The following is a 19,162-nucleotide window of genomic DNA, read 5'->3' as shown; positions in this document are numbered from 1 at the left end:
CGCATGACTTCCAGTCAATTCCTCCAGCGGCCCTATCAGCAATGCACCCGATGCCTGATGGACACGTCCGACCCGGATATCGTCTTCAACGATGAAGGCTGTAACCACTGCACGCGCTATTTCTCGCGCGTGGCCAATGAAGTGCACCGCGGCGCGCAGGGCGAATCCATGCTGGCCCAGGTGGTCGAGCGCATCCGCGCAGAAGGCAAGGGCAAGGACTATGACTGCGTCACGGGCGTCAGCGGCGGCGTGGACAGTACCTACGTCATCTACAAGCTGAAGGAACTGGGCCTACGCCCGCTGGCCGTGCACTTCGACAATGGCTGGAATTCCGAGCTGGCCGTCAACAACATCAAGAACGCGCTGGACAAGCTGGGCATCGATCTGCACACCTATGTGGTCGACTGGGAAGAGTTCAAGGACCTGCAGATGTCCTTCCTGCGCGCGTCTGTGCCGAATTGCGAGATCCCCACGGATCACGCCATCACGGCAACGCTGCTCAATACGGCCAAACGGGTAGGCACGCCTTACGTCATCAACGGCAGCAACGTCGTTACCGAAGGCATCCTGCCGATTTCATGGGTGTATTACAGCCACGATCTCAAGCACATCCGGGCGATCCATTCACGCTTTGGCAAGACCCGCCTGAAGACGTTCCCGCAGATCGGGCTGCCTGCGTTCACCCTGCGTATCCTGACCGGCAAGTACCGCATGGTGAACTTGCTGAACTACCTGGATTACGACAAGGCCGCGGCCATGCACGTGATGCAAGACGAGCTTGGCTGGCAATACTACGGCGGCAAGCACTACGAATCCATCTACACGCGCTGGTACCAAGGCTATTACCTGCCCACCAAGTTCGGTTTCGACAAGCGCCGCGCGCACTTGTCGGCCCTGGTGTGTGCCGGCCAGATCACCCGCCAGCAGGGCCTGGAAGAGATGGAGCAGGATCCCTACGCGAGCAACGACTTGGCCAGCGACACGGAATTCGTGTTGAAGAAATTCGGCATAACGCGTGCGGAACTCGACGCCATCATTGCCGCCCCCAACCACAAGCACACCGATTACCCGAACCAGAGCCAGTTCATCGAAGGGTTGTCCGGCTTGCGCACGTACATCCGCCGGCGGGCCAAGTCGATCTGATCCGCCATGGCTTCCCTGAATATCCACATCTACCCTTCGCCGTTGACCCACGAGAGCCGGATCCTGCGCATCACCGATGCGCTGGCACGGGCCGAGGTGTTCGATCAGATCGAAATCTACGGTGTCAGCGCACCCGGCCTGCCGGACAGACAACCCGTGGACGCAAAGCGCACCTTCCTGCGTTACCCGCGCAAGCTCTTCGGCACCCGCGACGGGTTCGTCGCCAAGGTCGCCAAGAACCTGGAATGGTCGGCACGTATCCTAGCCAGCCTGCGCGGCCGTAAAGTCACCTGCGTCAACGCGCACAGCCTGGCCGTGCTGCCCCTGTGCTACCTGGCCAGCCGCATGACCGGGGCCCGGCTGATCTACGACACGCACGAACTTGAAACCGAGACTACGGGTTACAAGGGTGTGCGACAGAAGCTGGGCCGCTTCATCGAAAAGCGGCTGATCGGCCGCTGTGACGATGTATTCGTGGTCAGCGACGCTATCGCTGACTGGTATGCAAACCGCTACGGCATTGCACGCCCCCACGTTACGCGCAACATCCCGCAATTCACCGTCCAGGCCTCTGCCGCCGCCGATCAGCATGGCCTGCGTGAAAAAATGGGGGTGAAGCCGGACGATCTGTTATTCATCTACCAGGGTGGCTTCATCGCCGGCCGGGGCATCGAACGGCTGCTCAGCGTGTTTGCGCAGATGCCCGCCAGCACGCACCTGATGTGCATGGGCAGCGGCCCGCTGCGCGATCAGATCGCCGCGGCCGCTCAGGCCAATCCGAATATCCATCTGCTGCCGCCAGTCGCCCCGCAGGAAGTGCTGGGCTATACCAAGGCGGCGGATGTCGGGATCTGCTTGACCGACAACTCCTGCCTGTCCCACTACTATTCCCTGCCCAACAAGGTATTCGAGTACCTGCATGCGGGGCTGCCAATCATCGTGAACCCGTTGCAGGAACAGCAGCGCATCATCGAGCAGTATCAGTGCGGCTGGGTCGCCCCGGAAGACGATGCGGCGTTGGCTGCAATGCTGCGCGGCGCCACGCGTGAACAGCTGGCGCAACGGCAAGCGGGCGTGGCCGAGGCCGCCGCGGCATTCAACTGGGAGATCGAGGCGGCGAATCTGGTGCAACGCTACAGGAGCCTCAACCTTGGCTGAGCACTCCGCTGGCGGCAAGCCCAACATCTGGTACGTACACCCCTACGCGGGCGGTCCGGGCGTGGGCCGATACAGCCGGCCCTATTATCTTGCCCGGCAATGGTTGGAGGCGGGCGCCCGGGCGACGGTATTTACCCCGTCGTTCCATCATCTGCTGGACGCGGCGCAGACCGCTGGCACCCGCGACATCGCCGGCGTGCCCTACGAATTCGTGCCTGCCCGCGCCTACCAGGGTAACGGCGCCGGCCGATTGCTGCACATGGCGGCGTTTACGTTGCAAATGCGATTGCATGCGGAAAAATTCGCCCGCCTGCACGGACGTCCGGACATCATCGTGGCTTCCAGCCCGCATCCGTATGTGTTCCTGGCCACCCACGCACTGGCGCGCAAATTCGGCGCGCGTTCGGTCTTCGAAGTACGTGACCTGTGGCCGTTGAGCCTTACAGAATTGGCGGGCGTCTCGCCGACGCATCCACTTGTGCGCTTTACCGGCTGGGTCGAGCGCTATGCACACCGCCACGCCGACACGGTCGTGTCCCTGCTGCCCTGCACGCTTGAGCATATGACGGCTACCGGCCTGGCGCCGGAACGCTGGCGCTACATCCCCAATGGCGTGCACACTGATGAAGGCGCCCCCTCCGCCAGCGCCGAGGAACAACCCAGCGTCAAACTGGCGCGGCAGTGGCGCGAGGCAGGCCGCAGCGTGGTCGTCTACGCAGGCGCGCTAGGCCGGCCCAACCATGTGGATTCACTGGTGCAGGCCATCGCGCATCTGCGCGACCAAGGTGACGACAAGGTGTCGGCCATCATCGTCGGCCGCGGCGAGCTCCAGGATGCGCTACGCACCCAGATCGCCGAACGCAATCTGGGGGACCGCGTCGCCCTATTCGAACAGATGCCCAAGCAGGCCGTCCTGGCGTTGCTGGCACATGCCAGCATTGGCTATATCTCGCTGCGTCCCGAGCCCCTGTTCCGTTTCGGCGTCAGCCCCAACAAGCTGTGGGACTACATGCTGGCACGCCTGCCGGTGCTGTTCGCCCTGCATGCTGGCAACGACCCCGTGCAGGAAGCACGGTGCGGCATCTCGGTCGACCCCGGCGAGGTTGGCGCAATCGCCGAGGGACTGCGCACACTCGCTGCGCTCAGCGAGCCGGAACGCGCCGCCATGGGCGAGCGCGGTCATGCCTACGTTCTGACACATCACAGCTACGAGGCGCTTGCCCAGGCCTATCTGCAGCTGGACCAGCCGCGGGAGCAATGACCATGCGGATTGCAGTGACCGGCGCGTCCGGATACATCGGCCTGGCCCTGTTGCGCTATCTTGACGGCCAGGGGCACGACATCATTGCCTTCACCCGCCACGCGACGCCTGCAGGCACCACGCGAGCCCAATGGCGCATCAAGGCCGACGGCCAGCCTGTAGCGACCGACCTGCTGGGCTGCGACGCCGTGGTCCACTTGGCTGGACGCGCCCATACCCGGCTGGCATTGCAGGACGGCGTCGACCTGTTCGACCAAGCCAACCACCAACTGGCCTGCGCTACAGCGTCCGCCGCGAAAGCCGCCGGTGTGCCGCGGTTCGTGCAGGTCAGCACGCTGGGCGTGCACGGCAGCTGGTCGGCCGATCCGATCACCGAAACCTCGTCCCTCAGCGGCGATACGCCCTACGCGCGGTCAAAGATCGCGGCCGAACGCGAACTTGCCGCCCTGTTGTCCGAGGGCGGCACCCGCCTGACCATCGTACGGCCGCCCATGGTCTATGGCGCGGCCTGCCCAGGAAATTTCCCGCGCCTGATCAAGCTCGTCAAGAGCGGCATCCCGCTGCCTTTCGGCAGCGTGCGAGGCATCCGCTCGTTCATCCACGTCGACAACCTGGCGTCGTTCCTGACTTTCTGCGCCGCTGGGCCAGCGGCGCCGGGCGTGTACATCGCCGGCGACGGGTCGGACTTCGAATTGCCTGACCTGATACGCGCCATCGCCGCCGGCATCGGCGCCCCGGCACGGTTGCTGCCGTTCCCCCCCGCGCTACTGCGCGTGGCCGCAGGGGCAATCGGCCGTCAACGCGAAGTCGACAGCCTGACGCGGCCGATGCCCGTGGATTGGTCCAAGGCGCGCGCCGCAGGCTGGACGCCGCCGACTGCACCGGCTCGCGCCCTGGCCGACTCGCTCAATTCCGTTTCGCCCGCCGTTTAACGACATGTCCACGTTCTATTTCCTGCTTATTGCCGTTTTCGTGGTCGCAGTGGTGGCGACACGGGCCAGCATCGCCTGGGCCCATCATCGCAACATTCTCGACGAACCGAACCACAGAAGCTCGCATTCGCGCCCGACACCGCGCGGTGGCGGCATCGGGGTAGTGACCGCCTGCATTGTCGGCATCGCCGGCGCAACGGCAATGGGGCTCCTGTCGCACTCGGCGGCCGGCGCCCTCGCCTGCGGGCTGCCAATCGCGGTTATCGGCTATATCGACGACCGCCGCTCGCTGTCCGCGCGCAGCCGGCTGCTTGTGCAAGTCGCAAGCGCCGCAGGTGCCCTGTGGTTCCTCTCGCCGCTGCCCGCCCTGACCGTCTTCGGATTCACGCTGCCCATCGGCCTGACGCTCGCCTTCTACCTGATCGGCATCGTCTGGATGACCAACCTGTACAACTTCATGGACGGCATTGACGGCATCGCCGCGGCCCAGGCCATTGCGATCGGCCTGTGCTGGGCCGTCGTGGCCGGTCCGGCGCCCGCCGTTGCCGGCCTGACGCTCGCCCTGGCCGCGGCAGGCTTCCTGGTCTACAACCGGCCGCCGGCCAAAGTGTTCATGGGGGACGTAGGCAGCGCATTTTGCGGCTTCTTCATCGCCGTCGCCGCCTTGCAAATGCAGCAGGCCGTGCAGCAGAGTTTGTTCCTCTGGCTGCTGCCCGCCGCCCCGTTTGTGTTGGACGCCACCGTAACGCTTTTGGTGCGCCTGATCCACAAGCAGCGCCCGAACGTCGCACATCGTTCGCATGCCTACCAGATCCTGGCACGCAAGTGCCGGGCGCACGGTCCGGTCAGCCTCGGCTATTTCCTGGTCGCCGTGCTGTGGTTCGGCGCCGTATTGTGGTGGGGCTATCATCACAATCAAGCCTTGGCGCCCGAGACGCTCTTCCTGTTGGCCGGCTTGCCGTTCGTGATAGTGGCAGCGGCATTGGGCGCGGGCCGTAACAATAACTAGACCGAGAGGCAACACCCGAACGCGCAACCCGCTCAAAGCGCAGCGGGCCAAAAGCCAGCATCTTTGCAGATGCCGACACACCCGATCCCACTTCTTGCTAAATTTTCTAGGAAAGCCATGCAGTTCAGACACCCCGTAGCCATCGCATCAATCGTTGCCATACTTGCATTGGGCATTGGCTACCTTGCTGTCGGCAAATCGGGGGCGCCTGTGCTTGAGCAAACGACCGAGGCACCCATGCCTGCCCTGAAGGCCCCTGATCATTCTATTGTCCGGTGGTCCGATGAAGCGCTCGCACCGTATCTCTGGACGTGGATGGATGAAGTCACCCTGACGGAAGAAGGGCTTCAAGCTACCGCTGCAAAAAAAGATCCCCTGCGTCCGTTCTTCCTGGCATTTCGTCTGCTTCACATCTACGACCGCACCCATGACGAAAAGGTAGGTGCCGCGGCGAAGCGTGCACTCGACTTCATGCTGGATGAGTATGAGCCCGCCGAGCGCTCACCCACGGGCTACCGCTGGTTCTACGGCTTCCCTTACGAGAATCTTCCCGCCAACTGGTGGTCGAGCATGGATGCGCTGTTCGGCCCCTTGGTGCTCTATGCTGGCTGGCAACAGTTCGGCATCGAACGCTATCGCGATGAAGCCATCAAGAGCGCCAAGCGCAGTCTTGTTCCTCCTACCGAGGGCGGCGTGTTGTGGCGCTCACCTAAAGGATGCTGGCTGTCTGAGTATGCGTGGGCTTCCATGACTCAGGAGCAGGAGTTCCATGTGCTGAATGGGCACTTGTATGGTTTGCAGGCGCTGGCCATGCTTGCGGCGCAGACCCAGGATCCCGCACTGACCGAAGCCTATAGTTGCGCGCGCGACGGCACGATTGCCCGACGCGGCGAGTTCATGAATGCTGACCATTCCTGGACGCTGTATCAAACCACGCCCCCCACGATCAATCCGACGCACTATCTGCTTTTTGAAACGGCGCAATTCCGCGCGCTGGAATTGGTGACCGGCGATCCGGCATGGCGCAAGGATGCCGACGTCCGCTCCCAGGACTTCCAACAGCAGTATCCCTTGCAACTGTCGCAGAATGCCGATAATTCATACACGGTCATGTTCTCGATGGTGGGCGCGCCACATCCATATTGGACGGACACGTATCCGGTCACGGTAAGCTGCAGCGTCGATGGCCGCGAGGTGTCCGCAAAGAGCCGAGGGCACTACAACCAGAGCCTCCCGTTTGACGACAGGTTCTTCGTCTCGCTGCGACTAGACAAGACTCCTCAACAATGCTCGGTCTATGTGCATCCCCTGCCCAGCGGTCGCACGCTTGCCTACACGCAGTCGGCATTCACCGTCGAAAAGGTCCTGCCACCGGAGAACCTGCCCCTGGATATGGAAGCCTCCTATAACGCTTCCAAGGCAAACGAGGCGGCGGGAGACCTTCGTATAAACCCGGCGGGAGGGCACACGGAAGGACGCATCGAGCTCAAGTTGAATCGTCCCGTCACTAGCGGCGACACGATTGCCCTGATCATCAACAGCGCAGCAGACCACCAATTGGGAATGTTGCTTTATGACAAGGAAGGGCACTCTGCTACCCGCGAGTACAACGATATCAAGGCAGGTAAGGACAACATCGTTATGCTCAACCGCCTCGGATTCAATCGCGGCGACAAGCTCACGGACAACCTAGGCTCTTTGTACCTGCGGATCTACACGAAAGCGACCGACAAGGCCTTCAACGTCTCGATCAAGCAATTGAACATCTTGAAGGACCCCGCCCAGCTGAAAGCATTCTTCGAACAGCACAAAGACGCTTACTTCCATCAGCAGTAGAGGGTCTGGCGCCGCGTCAACTCAGCATCGGCGCAGGATCCGACCTATGAATCGAATGCTGATTTACGCACGCTCAATGACACTCCCGTGATCAAGTACCGCCCAGATATCGACGGCCTGCGCGCGCTGGCCGTGCTGCCTGTCGTGCTGTTCCATGCCGACATCAATCCGTTCCACGGCGGCTTTGTCGGGGTGGACGTTTTCTTTGTCATCTCTGGCTACCTGATCACGCTGCTGCTGTTGCAGGATTTCGCCGCACAGCGGTTTTCGCTGCGCCATTTCTACGTGCGGCGGGTGCGGCGCATTTTCCCTGCGCTCCTGGCGACCGTGGCGTTCACCTTGCTGGCCAGCGTCTTCCTGTTGCTGCCCGGCGAATTGACGGAAGTCGGCCGAGCCACGCAACGCGTCGCCTACTTTTTCTCGAACCACTTGTTCTGGCACACGCAGAACGATTACTGGCAGCAGAATGCGCTGTCGAACCAGCCCTTGCTCCACACTTGGTCGCTGGCAGTCGAGGAACAGTTCTACGTAGTCGTGCCCGGCCTGCTGGCGCTGTGTTTCTGGCTGGGCCGTCACAGCGACAGGCAAGGGCATGGCCGGGAAGCGCTGCTGTGGACCCTGCTGCTGGCGTCGCTCGGCCTCAGCCAATGGATGCTGGCGCGCGACCCCGCCGGCGCCTTCTATCTGTTGCCGACGCGCGCCTGGGAATTGCTGCTGGGCAGCTTGCTGGCGTCAAGCACTCAGCGGGGCAAAGGGGTACCGCGCAGCGCCGCCATGGCGCAGATCGCGGGCACGCTTGGCCTTTGCCTCATCCTCTGGAGCGTCTTTGCCTATACGGGAAAAACCGTCTTTCCGGGGCTGAACGCGCTGGCACCGTGCCTGGGGGCCTTGCTGATCATCTATTCCGGCGCCCGCCCGGGCGGCAGCTGGGTAAGCCGCATGCTGAGCTTTCGCCCCATTGTCTTCATCGGACTGATTTCCTATTCCCTGTACCTGTGGCATTGGCCTCTGCTTGTGCTCATGCGGTCCACAGGGTGGTATGCCTGGGGGCTACCACCGGTACCGGTCTGGTGGCTGCTAGGGGTCATCCTCGTGGCGTCCTGGGCGTCCTGGCGCTGGATTGAACGGCCGTTCCGCGCCGCTGGCGGTGACGCCCTCGCCGAACGCCGCACGCTGGCTTGGGCGGCATTCGCCCTGGTTGCGTGCTGGGCATTGGGATATGGAGCGCAGCGCGTCGGCGAAGCCGGCCAGCCGTTCGCGCAGCCGCTGCCGCAAGCCATCATCACGCTGGGCGCCGACACGCTGGCTACGCCGGGCGCCCGATGCGAAGGCAATCCCTCGCTGCAGACAATCCGCGACGGCAAAGGCGGCTGCGCGTTGGGCGATGCGGACGCAGGCGCGCCCGCCTTCGCGATCCTTGGAGATTCACACGCCCGGATGTGGACATCGGCCCTGGACGTCCTTGCCTACGAACAGCAGCAACCCGGCATCGGCCTGACCTATTCCAGCTGCGTCCCCTTGGCTGGGGTCGTGCCGCCGACCCGCCGGGAATGCGTGGATATCACCGATGCCGCGCTGGACTATCTGGTGCGTTCGCCGATCAAACGCATTGTCATCGCCGGCTACTGGACCGACGCCGCGGAAACGGTGACTGAACTGCGCGACGGCCAGGCCGAACCCGGCCGTTCGCTCTTCTACACGGGCCTGGACCGTACCCTGGCGCGGCTGTCGAAGGCTGGAAAGACAATCGATCTGGTTTTGGACGTACCGGAGCTGCCATCGGACCGCACCCCATACGGCAAGGTGATCGAAAGCCTGCGGCACGGCGGCGAAGCGGTTTACGGTCCCACCTTGGCCCAGCACCAGCTGCGGCAACAGGCCGTGAACGCAGATATCGAGGCGCTGAGAACCAAATATGGCTTCACCGTCCTGGATCCCGCCGCACTGCTTTGTTCCGCTCCCGGCTGCCTGGTCGCCGACCATGGCCGCACGCTGTACCGCGACAAGCACCATCTGACCGATGCGGGCACGCGCCGCTTCCGCGAGGCCCTCGTCCCCGTCTTCCAGCCCCTGCCCTAGTGTCCCCTTGCCCGTGGCCGATACCCGGCCGCGGCAGCCAATACTGGCATCTGCCCGAAATTGGAGCGAGAATAGGTTCACAACGACAGGCATAAGGAGACAGCCATGCGCATTGCCGATGCCCAATGGATTCCTTCGACGCAGCACCAGACATGGGATGCGTTGACCGACCCGAGAGTGTTGCAGAAATGCATACCGGGCTGCGTGGAAGTCGCGATGCGCAGCCCGACCGAGTATGCCGTCACCCTTCGAGCCAATATCGCGGGGATCGATACCGACTACGAGGGCGAGATCCTGCTCTCTGACGTCAATGCCCCCGACAGTTGTACCCTGGTGTTCGAAGGCAAAGGCCGCGCCGCCTGCCTGGCCATCGGCACCGCCCAGGTCAACCTCAGCACCAAAGACCAGGGCACCCGCGTGGCCTACACCGTGGCCGGCATGGCGGGCGGCAAATTGGCCGAATGCGGCGAAGGCCTGCTGCTGAAAGCCGGCGACAAGATCATCCAGAAGTTCTTCGCGGCCTTTATCGACCACATGGCCAAACAACCCCGCGTGGCGCCGCCGCCCCCTCCCCCCGAGCCCGAACCCCGCGGACTGTCCAATTCGCGCTGGTCGTGGGTGCTGGTGCTGCTGGTCGTCGCGGTATTCTGGGGTTACCACTCGTTCTACAAGTGAAAACCCTAGTGGGCCGGTGATATCCTAGGCGGCATGACGCCGCCGCCATCACCGACCCCGCCAGCCACCGACCCCGCCCACTCCCGCAGGGACCTCTTGATGGCCATGGCGGGGGTGTCGGCGACCGTGGTGCTTGCCGCGCTGGATTCCACCATCATCAGCACAACGCTGCCGCGCGTGGCCGAAGCGCTGAACGGCATGGCCCTCTACGCCTGGGTCGGCACCGGCTACCTGCTGGCCACCGCGGCCTCCATCCTGATCTTCGGCCGCCTGGGCGACATGTTTGGCCGCAAGCCGCTGATGCTGGTCTCAGTGCTGATCATCGCGCTGGGGTCCATCGCCTGTGGACTGGCGCAGTCCATGACCCAGCTGATCGTGTTCCGGACCTTGCAAGGGATCGGCGGCGGCATGATGATCGCCACCGCGTTTGCGGCGCCCGCCGACCTGTTTCCCGACGCCAAGCAGCGCGTGCGCTGGATGGCGCTGGTGTCCGCCGCCTTCGCCATGGCCAGCGGCATTGGCCCTGTGCTGGGCGGTGCGGCCACGCAGGCGCTGGGTTGGCGCGCGGCGTTCTTCATTTCCCCGATCGCGGCGGCCGGCGCCTTCTTCCTGCTGGCGCGCTACTTCCCCCGCATCCGCCCCATTCATGACGGCAGCCGCCGGATCGACTGGTTGGGCGCCATCCTGCTGGTGCTGGCCGTCGGCGCGCCGCTGGCAGCCCTGGAGCTGGCGTTTGCGCGCGGCGAACACGCGCACCCGCTGCTGGGGGGCATCCTCGCCCTGATCGGCGTGGCCGCCATCGCCATCCTGATCCCCACCGAACGCCGTGTGAAATCACCCATCTTTCCGCTGCGCGTCCTGGCCGGCGGCGATTCCCAGCTGCTGAACCTGGCCGCGATGATGGTCGGCGCGGTGATGTTCGTGCTGATCTTCTACAGCCCCCTGCTGCTGCAGCAGGTGCTGGGCTATACGCCCAGCGAGGCCGGCCTGCTGCTGACCCCGTTGGTCGCGGCGATCTCGGTCGGCAGCATCGTCAACGGGCGGCTGTTCCCCAAGCAGACCGAGCCGCAGCGCCTGATGGTGTTCGGCGGACTGCTGCTGGCCGCCGGCACGCTGATGGTGCTGCTGATTTCTCCGGGCACCTCCGCCTGGTGGATCCTGGCCGCCTTCTTCGTCAATGGCTGCGCACTGGGCTTCCTGTTGCCCAACCTGACGCTCTTCATGCAGATGCTGAGCGAACGCCGCGACGTGGGCGTGGCCTCGGCGCTGGTGCAGACCACCCGCGCCATTGGCAGCGCCCTGGGCACGGCCGTGGTGGGCATCATCATTTCCCACAGCACGGTACTAAACGGAGTGCGGGCCGGGCTCGTCCTATGTATCGTCCTTTCATTGGCCTGTGCGCTACTGGCGTATCGGGTCAAGATGAAGAATCTGGTCACTAGCCGGAAATAGGCGCAAGCCCAGACACGCCCCCTAAAGGCAAACCCGAGACAAACCATGCGTCAACGCAATCTGCTGGACCTGCTGCTGCTTGCGGCGGTCTGGGGCGGCTCCTTCCTGTTCATGCGCGTCGCCGTCGGCGATTTCGGTCCGATCGCGCTGATCGAGCTTCGTGTCGGCCTGGCCGCGCTGTTCCTGCTGCCCGCGGCGATGTGGCGCGGCAAGCTGCCGGTGATCGCCCGGCACTGGAAGGCGCTGCTGGTGGTTGGCACCCTGAACGCCGCCATACCTTTCCTGCTGTACGCCTACGCGGCCCAATCCCTGGGCGCCGGCTTCCTGTCGGTGGCCAACGCGGTCACCCCCGTCTGGGGCGCGGTCGTCGGATGGCTTTGGCTGAAGGACAGGCTGCCATGGATGCGTTCGCTGGGCCTGATGATCGGGTTCCTGGGCATTATCGTGCTGGTGTGGGACAAGCTGAACTTCCAGGCGGGCGGCACGGGGCCGGCGGTGCTGGCCGCCGTGTCGGCGCCCATCTTCTACGGCATCGCCGCAAACTGGACCAAGCGCTTCCTGACCGGCGTGGACGCCCTGGCCAGCGCCACCGGCAGCATGATCGCCGCGTCGCTCGTGCTGCTGCCGCTGGCCATCTCCGCCTGGCCGGAAACGCCCGCCTCGATGGCGGCGTGGATCTCCACGATCCTGCTGGCTGTCGTGTGCACCGGCGCGGCCTACATCATCTTCTTCCGCCTGATCGCCAACGTCGGCCCGACCGGCGCCGTCAGCGTGACCTTCCTGGTGCCGATCTTCGGCGTGGTGTGGGGCGCGTGGTTCCTGGACGAGCGCATCACGCCGTCCATCGCGGTGGGCGCCGCCATCATCCTGGTGGGCACCGCCCTGGCGCTGGGGCTGATCAAGCGGCGCGTGTGAACCTCGCGCTTGAGACGCGCGCTTAGTACTTATCCGACGTACCCGTCAGCGCCACACCGATGCGCAGCAGGGTGTAGGACGCCGCATCCACCCAGCGCCGCACCCAGCCGCGGCGCTGGTATTCCAGCGGGCGGATGAAGTGGCCGCCGTCTCGGATGGCCGTCTCCAGGCGCTCCTGCAAGTCCCAGGCGAAGGGCTGGTCGTCCACGACGACGTTGGCCTCGCGCGCCAGCAGCAGGCTGAAGGGGTCCAGGTTGGACGAGCCCACGGTAGCCACGTTGTCGATCACCGCGACCTTGGCGTGCAGGTAGCTCGGCATGTATTCATAGATCTCGATACCGTCGCGCAGCAGCTGGTCATACAGCGAGCGGGTGGCGTGGTACTGCATGCGGTATTCGACCTTGCCTTGCAGCAGCAGCCGTACCCGCACGCCGCGGGCGGCGGCTTTTGCCAGCGCACGGCGGAACTGGCGGCCCGGAAAGAAGTACGCGTTGGCGATCAGGATGTCGCGGCGCGCCTGCGTGATGCCGTACAGGTAGGCGCGTTCGAACGTCTGCCGGTAGCGCAGGTTGTCGCGCAACACCAGCGCCGCCCGCAACGTGCCGCATGGGGCGACAGGGGCATGGTGCGGCTTAGTCAGCCGCATGCGGTTCCAGTCGCGCGGATGGCGCCGCAGGCGCGCCCAGTTCAAGCGCACCCACAGCAGGTCTTGCGCGTAGGCCGCATCGGTGACCAGCGGCCCTTCCACCTGCACGGCGAAGTCGAAGCGCGGCGCCGCGATGCCGTCCGTGGGGTCCAGATCGTCGTAGTCGTCGATGACGTTGATGCCGCCGATGAACGCGACGCGTCCATCCACGATAGTGACCTTCCGATGCAGCCGTCGCAAGCGGCTACGAGACGGGATCAGGCGTGCGAACCACCGCGGTTCGGGCCGGAAAATGCGGCATTGCGCGCCGGCTTCAAGCAGCCTTGCGCGTACGGCGTCGACGTTCATCGCGCTGCCGAAGCCATCCAGCACGACACGCACCTTCACCCCACGGCGGGCTGCCGCGGTCAGGCATTCCAGCACCCGCAACCCGGTGCGGTCCAGCATGAAGATATAGGTTTCCAGATGCACGCTGAACTGGGCGGCATCGATGGCCGCGCACAGCGCGGGAAAGAAGTCGGCGCCGTTCTGCAACAGGCGGATGCTGTTGCCGTCGGTCCATTCCAGCTTGACCTGCTCGGCCTTCACGGGAGTTCCAGTTCGGCCAGCAACGGAGAGTGATCGGATAGCCGCGCCCATTCGCGGCCGCGCAGCACACGTGCGCTGCGCACGGCGAAGCCGCGCTGGTAGATGCGGTCCAGACGGAACCACGGGAACACGGCCGGGAAGGTCCGGGGCGGCGGCAGCAGCAGCCGCGAACTGCCCTCCATGCCCAGCTGATTGTTGCGTTCCATGACGGACAGGCCGCTATTGGGCAGACCCCGCAGCGCATTGCTCAGCCGTTTGACGGAATCACGCAGGCGCGGCAATTCACCGCCATGGCTACGCGGTGCATGCGAGAACACTTCGTATAGGCCAAGCTGCTGCACAAACAGCGGCGCAAGCCGGTCGTTCCAGTCGTTGAAGTCGCCCGCGATCAGGATGGGCTCGCCGTCCGGCACCATGCGCCGGATACGCTCGGTCAACGCCAGGACCTGGCGGGTGCGGCTGCCGGCGAACAGGCCCAAGTGCACCACGAAGCAATGCACCGCTCGGCCATCGAGCTCGACGCGCGCATGCAGCAGGCCGCGTTGCTCCAGCCGATGGTCGGAGATGTCCAGGTTTTCGTGGTCAAGAATGGGAAAGCGCGACAGCAACGCGTTGCCATGGTCCGTCGCGTGGCGGATGGCGTTGCGGCCATAGGCCACATCCAGCCGCAAGGCGGCGGCAAGGGATTCGTGTTGGGCATCGAGCAGGGATTTCTGCTCGTTGCGGCCTTGGACTTCCTGCAGGAAGACCAGGTCGGGGCGCAGGCCGTAAAGCCCTAAGCGCAGTTCATTCAGGGAGTCGCGCCGGCCCAATGCCGAACGGCCCTTGTGGATGTTGTAGCTGACGACACGGATGAGCGACATAAAAGCGATGGCGCCTTTGAAAGCAGAGGAACCACTAGCCAGGCCCAAGAGCGACTCTGGCAAGCACCGCCGGAAAGCGACGTTTGCCAGATTACTCCAATTCAGCGAACCCTTGCCGCAACAGAACACCAACGAGCAGCGACGCCACAAAAGCAACGCAACACACCGCAAGCAAGTGCCGCCGCACAATCCGGGCCGCCGAGGATCCGGCTCCGCCGGTCCCGCGAGGCGCCCCCCTGGGGGGGAGGCGCCCCGGCGCCTCCGGGGGGATTACTTCGTTTCGACGTTACGCAACCGAATGTGCAATTCGCGCAGTTGCTTTTCATCGACTTCCGACGGCGCTTGCGTCAGCAGATCCTGCGCGCGCTGCGTCTTCGGGAAGGCGATCACGTCGCGGATCGATTCGGCGCCGGTCATCATCGTAACGATACGGTCCAGGCCGAAGGCGATGCCGCCGTGCGGCGGCGCGCCGTATTGCAGCGCATCCAGCAGGTAGCCGAACTTCTCGCGGGCTTCCTCGGCGCCGATCTTCAGCGCGCGGAACACCTTGCTCTGGACTTCTTCGCGGTGGATACGGACCGAGCCGCCGCCGATTTCCCAACCGTTCAGCACCATGTCGTAGGCCTTGGCGAACGCCTTGCTGGGATCGGTTTCCAGGAAGTCTTCGTGGCCATCCTTCGGGCTGGTGAACGGGTGGTGGGCGGCGGTGTAGCGGCCGTCTTCCTCGTCGTATTCGAACATCGGGAAGTCGACCACCCACAGCGGCTGCCAACCGGCTTCGAACAGGCCGGTCTTCTTGCCGAATTCGCTGTGGCCGATCTTCACGCGCAGCGCGCCGATGGCGTCGTTGACGACCTTCTCGCGATCCGCGCCGAAGAAAATGATGTCGCCGTCTTGCGCGCCGGTACGCTTGACCAGTTCAGCCAGCGCAGCGTCGTGCAGGTTCTTGACGATGGGCGATTGCAGGCCGTCACGGCCCTTGGCCACTTCGTTGACCTTGATGTAGGCCAGGCCCTTGGCGCCGTAGATGCCGACGAACTGCGTGTAGGCATCGATTTCGCTACGGGACATTTCCGCGCCACCGGGCACGCGCAGGGCGACCACGCGGCTGCCGGGCGCCGTGGCGGCGGCGGCGAACACCTTGAAGTCCACATCGCGCATCACGTCGGTGATGTCGGTGAATTCGAGCTTCACACGCAGGTCCGGCTTGTCCGAACCGTAGCGGCGCATCGCTTCCGTCCACGGCATGATGGGGAACGGCGACGCCAGGTCGACGCCCTGCACCACCTTGAACACGTGGCGGATCAGGTTTTCGAAGATTTCACGGATCTCGAACTCGTTCAGGAACGAGGTTTCGCAGTCGATCTGGGTGAATTCGGGCTGACGGTCAGCGCGCAGGTCTTCGTCGCGGAAGCACTTGGTGATCTGGTAGTAGCGGTCAAAGCCCGACACCATCAGCATCTGCTTGAACAGCTGCGGCGATTGCGGCAGCGCGAAGAAGTGGCCGGCGTTCACACGCGAGGGCACCAGGTAGTCGCGCGCGCCTTCGGGCGTGCTCTTGGCCAGCATCGGGGTTTCGATATCGATGAAGCCCAGCTGATCCAGGAACTTGCGCGTTTCGATCGACACGCGGTAGCGCAGCATCAGGTTGCGCTGCATCTGCGGGCGGCGCAGGTCCAGCACGCGGTGCGTCAGGCGGGTCGTTTCCGACAAGTTGTCGTCGTCCAGCTGGAACGGCGGCGTGACCGACGCGTTCAGGATTTCGACTTCCTTGCACAGCACTTCGATTTCGCCCGAGGCCAGTTCGCTGTTCGCGGTGCCAGCCGGACGTTCGCGCACGAGGCCGGTGACGCGGACGCAGAATTCGTTGCGCAGGCGCTCGGCGGTGGCGAAGGCGGCGTTGTCCGGATCGAACACGATCTGGGCCAGGCCCGCGCGGTCGCGCAAGTCGATGAAGATGACCCCGCCGTGGTCGCGGCGGCGGTTCACCCAGCCGTACAGGGTGACGGTCTGGCCGAGATGGTCACGGCAAACCTGGCCGGTGTAGCAGGTACGCATGCGGGATGACTCCGTTGTGTGCTTAGTTTGAGCGTAAGGGTTACGAATCGGCGCGAGGCGCGTCTTGCACGCCAGGCGCCGGAGAGAGCGGGGCCGGCCGGTCCTCGGGCGCGAGCGCCTGGGCCGGGGCGACCACGCCCATGGAAACGATGTACTTCAAAGCCGCGTCCACGCTCATCTGAAGATCAATCACTTCAGTGCGAGGCATCATCAGGAAGAAGCCGGACGTGGGGTTCGGCGTCGTCGGCACATACACGCTGATGTGGTCACCTGGCATCAGGCCGGCCACTTCACCGCTGGGCGTGCCGGTGACAAAAGCAATGGTCCAGGAGCCCGCGCGCGGGTATTGCACGAGCACCGCGCGGCGGAACGCTTGGCCGTTCGGGGCAAGCACCGTATCGCTGACCTGCTTGACCGAGTTGTAGATCGAGCGCACGAGCGGGATGCGGCCCAGCAGGGTCTCCCACTGGTCCACCATGGTACGACCGATCAAGTTGGCCGCGAAGACGCCGGTCAACAGTACCACCACGATGACCAGGACGAAGCGGAAGCCGGGGATGTCGATGCCGAACAGCGATTCGGACGACAGAAAGCCAGGCACGAACCCTTCCAGGGTGGCGACCAGCAAACCCAGCACCCACACCGTGATGACCAGGGGAACCCAGATCAGCAGGCCGGTGATGAAGTACTTTTTGATCAGGCGCATCCGCATCGCGTAGGCCTAGGCGGCGGGGGTTCCGCCAGCCGGCGCGGGGGTGGCGGGGGCTGCGGCAGGCGCCGAAGCCGCCGGCGCCGCAGCGGGCGCGGCGCTGTCCGACGGGGCCGGCGTGCTGGTCGGCGCAGCGCCGCCCGAACCGTTGCCGCGGAAATCGGTGACGTACCAGCCGGAACCCTTGAGCTGGAATCCAGCCGCGGTCACCTGCTTGGAAAACGTGCTTTGGCCGCATTCGGGGCAAACCGAAAGCGGCGCATCGGAAATCTTCTGCAGAACGTCTTTGGCATGGCCGCAGGCGCTGCACTTATAAGCGTAGATGGGCATCAAGGGCTCCCAGGCGCGGGCCCGGCAAATCAAAAGCCGTCAGTCGCCGGACGAGGGCGTCCGGGGCGGCGGGTGGGCAAGGCCGGAAAAAATACGGGGAAAGTCTTGAATTTTAGCGGTTTTTCATGAACCGTCGGTGTCCGGCCCGCCGGGCGGGCGGCAAGCGCCGTCCCGGGGGCCGTCCCCGGGCGCGGCGGCGCCGTTCCCCCTAGACGGGAAGCAGGAACATCACGGCCGCCACCAGGGTCGGCCCCAGGGCGGACAGGAACAGCCGGCCAGACGAAATGCTGCCGTCCGGGAAGTGGTTCTTCAGGATGGCGAAACCCGCGGGGTTTGGCGCATTGGCGATCACGGTCAGCCCGCCCCCCGTCACCGCGCCGGCCACCAGCATGTAGCGCCACGCCTCGTTGGTGCCTTCCACCAGCGATCCCAGGTAGGTCAGCGCCGCGTTGTCGGTGATGGCCGTCAGCGCGGTCGCGCCCCAGAACAGCACAAAGGGTTCGAGCCCGCCCAGCAAATCCTGCAACCACCATTTCTGCAGGCCGCCCAGCACCACCAGCCCGGCCAGGAAGAAGCCCACCATCAGGCCTTCCTTGATCAGCAGGCGGTTCTGGTGACGCTTGTAGGCTTCCGAGAAGCCGATGAACATCATCAGCAGGCCCAGGAAGATCGCCGGATGGTGCGCGGTCAGCACCACGGCCACGAGGAACACCAGGTGCACCAGGATGACGATGGCCGGCACCGGGGGACGCGAATCCGCCCCTTCCGGCGCGTCCACGCCCCCGCCCGTGCCCACCGAGCGTTCCATCAGCGCCTTGCGGCAGATGAAGGTCAACAGGCCAGCATTCAGGCAGACGGCAATGGCCGCGCGCCAGCCGAAGTGCTGCACCATGAAGGTCGAATCCCAGCCAAACGTGGACGCCACCATCAGCACGGGCGGCGCGGCGTAGGACGTCAGCACCCCGCCAATCGACACGTTCACGAACAGTACGCCCAGCGTCAGGTACTTGAAGCCCGCGCGGCCGCTCGTGCGGAAATAGGCGTCGCGCAACAGGATGGCGGCCAACGTCATGGCGGCCGGCTCGGTGATAAACGAGCCGCCCAGCGGCACCAGCGCCATCACGACGAAGAACGTGGCCAGTTCGCGCGGCAGCGGCAGCAAGCGCGCCACGATGCGCACGATCAGCCCCACCATTTCCAGAATCGGCCGGCTGGCCGCAACCACCATGATCACGAAGACGAACAGCGGCTCGGTGAAGTTGCGCGTGTCCATGTAGTTGATGGCGCTGGCCGGGCCCGACAGCGCGGCCATGGTCACGATCAGCGCGAAGGCCCACACGCCGAACACGGCTTCCACTTCAGAGAACAGATGCCAGAAGCCCGCATGCGGTCCGCCACGATGCGCCAGACGCGCAAAAACTGGCACCGAGAACGTGTGAAGAACCGCCACGGCGAATAGAACGGTGGCGATGACTTCAATAGGCTGAGGCATAAGAGGCACTTCCGGA

The 19,162-nt window shown here is 64.5% G+C and carries 16 protein-coding genes; 10 read left to right on the top strand and 6 right to left on the bottom strand.

The genetic code is table 11. The features are described 5' to 3' along the window. The first annotated feature begins 3 nt into the window (after positions 1-3). The 10 genes from AC3WMU_RS11925 to AC3WMU_RS11880 all read left to right on the top strand — a co-directional run bounded on the left by AC3WMU_RS11925 (position 4) and on the right by AC3WMU_RS11880 (position 12,460). On the top strand, positions 4-1,143 hold the full coding sequence (locus AC3WMU_RS11925) for an N-acetyl sugar amidotransferase (protein ID WP_081533990.1): 1,140 nt from the start codon (positions 4-6) through the stop codon (positions 1,141-1,143). A gap of 6 nt (positions 1,144-1,149) precedes the next feature. Continuing rightward, the gene (locus AC3WMU_RS11920; RefSeq protein ID WP_454678056.1) at positions 1,150-2,301 is read left to right on the top strand and encodes a glycosyltransferase family 4 protein; all 1,152 of its coding nucleotides are present in this window, start codon (positions 1,150-1,152) and stop codon (positions 2,299-2,301) included. Beyond that, a complete protein-coding gene (locus AC3WMU_RS11915; protein WP_006222921.1) occupies positions 2,294-3,562 on the top strand; it encodes a glycosyltransferase family 4 protein in 1,269 nt (422 codons plus the stop codon). Before AC3WMU_RS11920 ends, AC3WMU_RS11915 begins: the two co-directional genes overlap by 8 nt. A 2-nt stretch (positions 3,563-3,564) precedes the next feature. After that, positions 3,565-4,494 carry an NAD-dependent epimerase/dehydratase family protein gene (locus AC3WMU_RS11910; RefSeq protein WP_052017812.1) on the top strand — a complete coding sequence of 310 codons (930 nt, stop codon included), beginning with the start codon at positions 3,565-3,567 and terminating at the stop codon, positions 4,492-4,494. A 4-nt stretch (positions 4,495-4,498) separates the two neighbouring features. Next, entirely contained in the window at positions 4,499-5,503 is a 1,005-nt protein-coding gene (locus AC3WMU_RS11905) for an MraY family glycosyltransferase (protein ID WP_006222924.1), read from the top strand. Positions 5,504-5,620: 117 nt separating this feature from the next. After that, positions 5,621-7,339, top strand: coding sequence for a D-glucuronyl C5-epimerase family protein (locus tag AC3WMU_RS11900; RefSeq protein ID WP_159106372.1), 1,719 nt, complete (start codon positions 5,621-5,623; stop codon positions 7,337-7,339). An 87-nt stretch (positions 7,340-7,426) separates the two neighbouring features. Further along, the gene (locus AC3WMU_RS11895) at positions 7,427-9,418 is read left to right on the top strand and encodes an acyltransferase family protein (RefSeq protein WP_492282396.1); all 1,992 of its coding nucleotides are present in this window, start codon (positions 7,427-7,429) and stop codon (positions 9,416-9,418) included. Between the two features lie 105 nt (positions 9,419-9,523). Further along, positions 9,524-10,093, top strand: coding sequence for an SRPBCC family protein (locus tag AC3WMU_RS11890; protein WP_006222927.1), 570 nt, complete (start codon positions 9,524-9,526; stop codon positions 10,091-10,093). A gap of 99 nt (positions 10,094-10,192) precedes the next feature. After that, positions 10,193-11,545, top strand: coding sequence for an MFS transporter (locus AC3WMU_RS11885; RefSeq protein WP_006222928.1), 1,353 nt, complete (start codon positions 10,193-10,195; stop codon positions 11,543-11,545). A gap of 45 nt (positions 11,546-11,590) precedes the next feature. Further along, positions 11,591-12,460, top strand: coding sequence for a DMT family transporter (locus AC3WMU_RS11880; RefSeq protein ID WP_006222929.1), 870 nt, complete (start codon positions 11,591-11,593; stop codon positions 12,458-12,460). Between the two features lie 22 nt (positions 12,461-12,482). Here the strand turns inward: AC3WMU_RS11880 and clsB are convergent, their stop codons facing one another. The 6 genes from clsB to AC3WMU_RS11850 all read right to left on the bottom strand — a co-directional run bounded on the left by clsB (position 12,483) and on the right by AC3WMU_RS11850 (position 19,146). Continuing rightward, positions 12,483-13,694 carry a cardiolipin synthase ClsB gene (gene clsB / locus AC3WMU_RS11875; RefSeq protein ID WP_006222930.1) on the bottom strand — a complete coding sequence of 404 codons (1,212 nt, stop codon included), beginning with the start codon at positions 13,692-13,694 and terminating at the stop codon, positions 12,483-12,485. Beyond that, positions 13,691-14,557: an endonuclease/exonuclease/phosphatase family protein gene (locus tag AC3WMU_RS11870; RefSeq protein WP_006222931.1), complete on the bottom strand. Its 867-nt coding sequence runs from the start codon at positions 14,555-14,557 to the stop codon at positions 13,691-13,693. Before AC3WMU_RS11870 ends, clsB begins: the two co-directional genes overlap by 4 nt. A gap of 270 nt (positions 14,558-14,827) precedes the next feature. Beyond that, entirely contained in the window at positions 14,828-16,615 is a 1,788-nt protein-coding gene (aspS, locus tag AC3WMU_RS11865; protein WP_006222932.1) for an aspartate--tRNA ligase, read from the bottom strand. A 40-nt stretch (positions 16,616-16,655) separates the two neighbouring features. After that, complete coding sequence (locus AC3WMU_RS11860; protein ID WP_492282395.1) at positions 16,656-17,321, bottom strand: DUF502 domain-containing protein; 666 nt, start codon at positions 17,319-17,321, stop codon at positions 16,656-16,658. A 15-nt stretch (positions 17,322-17,336) separates the two neighbouring features. After that, positions 17,337-17,654, bottom strand: a complete 318-nt coding sequence (locus tag AC3WMU_RS11855; RefSeq protein ID WP_006222934.1) for an FmdB family zinc ribbon protein — start codon at positions 17,652-17,654, stop codon at positions 17,337-17,339. A 208-nt stretch (positions 17,655-17,862) separates the two neighbouring features. Further along, positions 17,863-19,146, bottom strand: coding sequence for a putative Na+/H+ antiporter (locus tag AC3WMU_RS11850; RefSeq protein ID WP_492282394.1), 1,284 nt, complete (start codon positions 19,144-19,146; stop codon positions 17,863-17,865). Positions 19,147-19,162 lie beyond the last annotated feature (16 nt).

The sequence above is a fragment of the Achromobacter sp. FW305-C-13 genome (genome assembly GCF_058783475.1).
This window is presented reverse-complemented; position numbering and strand designations above follow the sequence as displayed.

Bases quoted from the DNA above. Each gene is read 5' to 3' on its own strand.
- aspS (WP_006222932.1), bottom strand. From the start codon at position 16,615: ATGCGTACCTGCTACACCGGCCAGGTTTGCCGTGACCATCTCGGCCAG.
- AC3WMU_RS11925 (WP_081533990.1), top strand. From the start codon at position 4: ATGACTTCCAGTCAATTCCTCCAGCGGCCCTATCAGCAATGCACCCGA.
- AC3WMU_RS11850 (WP_492282394.1), bottom strand. From the start codon at position 19,146: ATGCCTCAGCCTATTGAAGTCATCGCCACCGTTCTATTCGCCGTGGCG.
- AC3WMU_RS11910 (WP_052017812.1), top strand. From the start codon at position 3,565: ATGCGGATTGCAGTGACCGGCGCGTCCGGATACATCGGCCTGGCCCTG.
- AC3WMU_RS11900 (WP_159106372.1), top strand. From the start codon at position 5,621: ATGCAGTTCAGACACCCCGTAGCCATCGCATCAATCGTTGCCATACTT.
- AC3WMU_RS11905 (WP_006222924.1), top strand. From the start codon at position 4,499: ATGTCCACGTTCTATTTCCTGCTTATTGCCGTTTTCGTGGTCGCAGTG.
- AC3WMU_RS11855 (WP_006222934.1), bottom strand. From the start codon at position 17,654: ATGCCCATCTACGCTTATAAGTGCAGCGCCTGCGGCCATGCCAAAGAC.
- AC3WMU_RS11860 (WP_492282395.1), bottom strand. From the start codon at position 17,321: ATGCGCCTGATCAAAAAGTACTTCATCACCGGCCTGCTGATCTGGGTT.
- AC3WMU_RS11870 (WP_006222931.1), bottom strand. From the start codon at position 14,557: ATGTCGCTCATCCGTGTCGTCAGCTACAACATCCACAAGGGCCGTTCG.
- AC3WMU_RS11880 (WP_006222929.1), top strand. From the start codon at position 11,591: ATGCGTCAACGCAATCTGCTGGACCTGCTGCTGCTTGCGGCGGTCTGG.
- AC3WMU_RS11885 (WP_006222928.1), top strand. From the start codon at position 10,193: ATGGCCATGGCGGGGGTGTCGGCGACCGTGGTGCTTGCCGCGCTGGAT.
- AC3WMU_RS11890 (WP_006222927.1), top strand. From the start codon at position 9,524: ATGCGCATTGCCGATGCCCAATGGATTCCTTCGACGCAGCACCAGACA.
- AC3WMU_RS11920 (WP_454678056.1), top strand. From the start codon at position 1,150: ATGGCTTCCCTGAATATCCACATCTACCCTTCGCCGTTGACCCACGAG.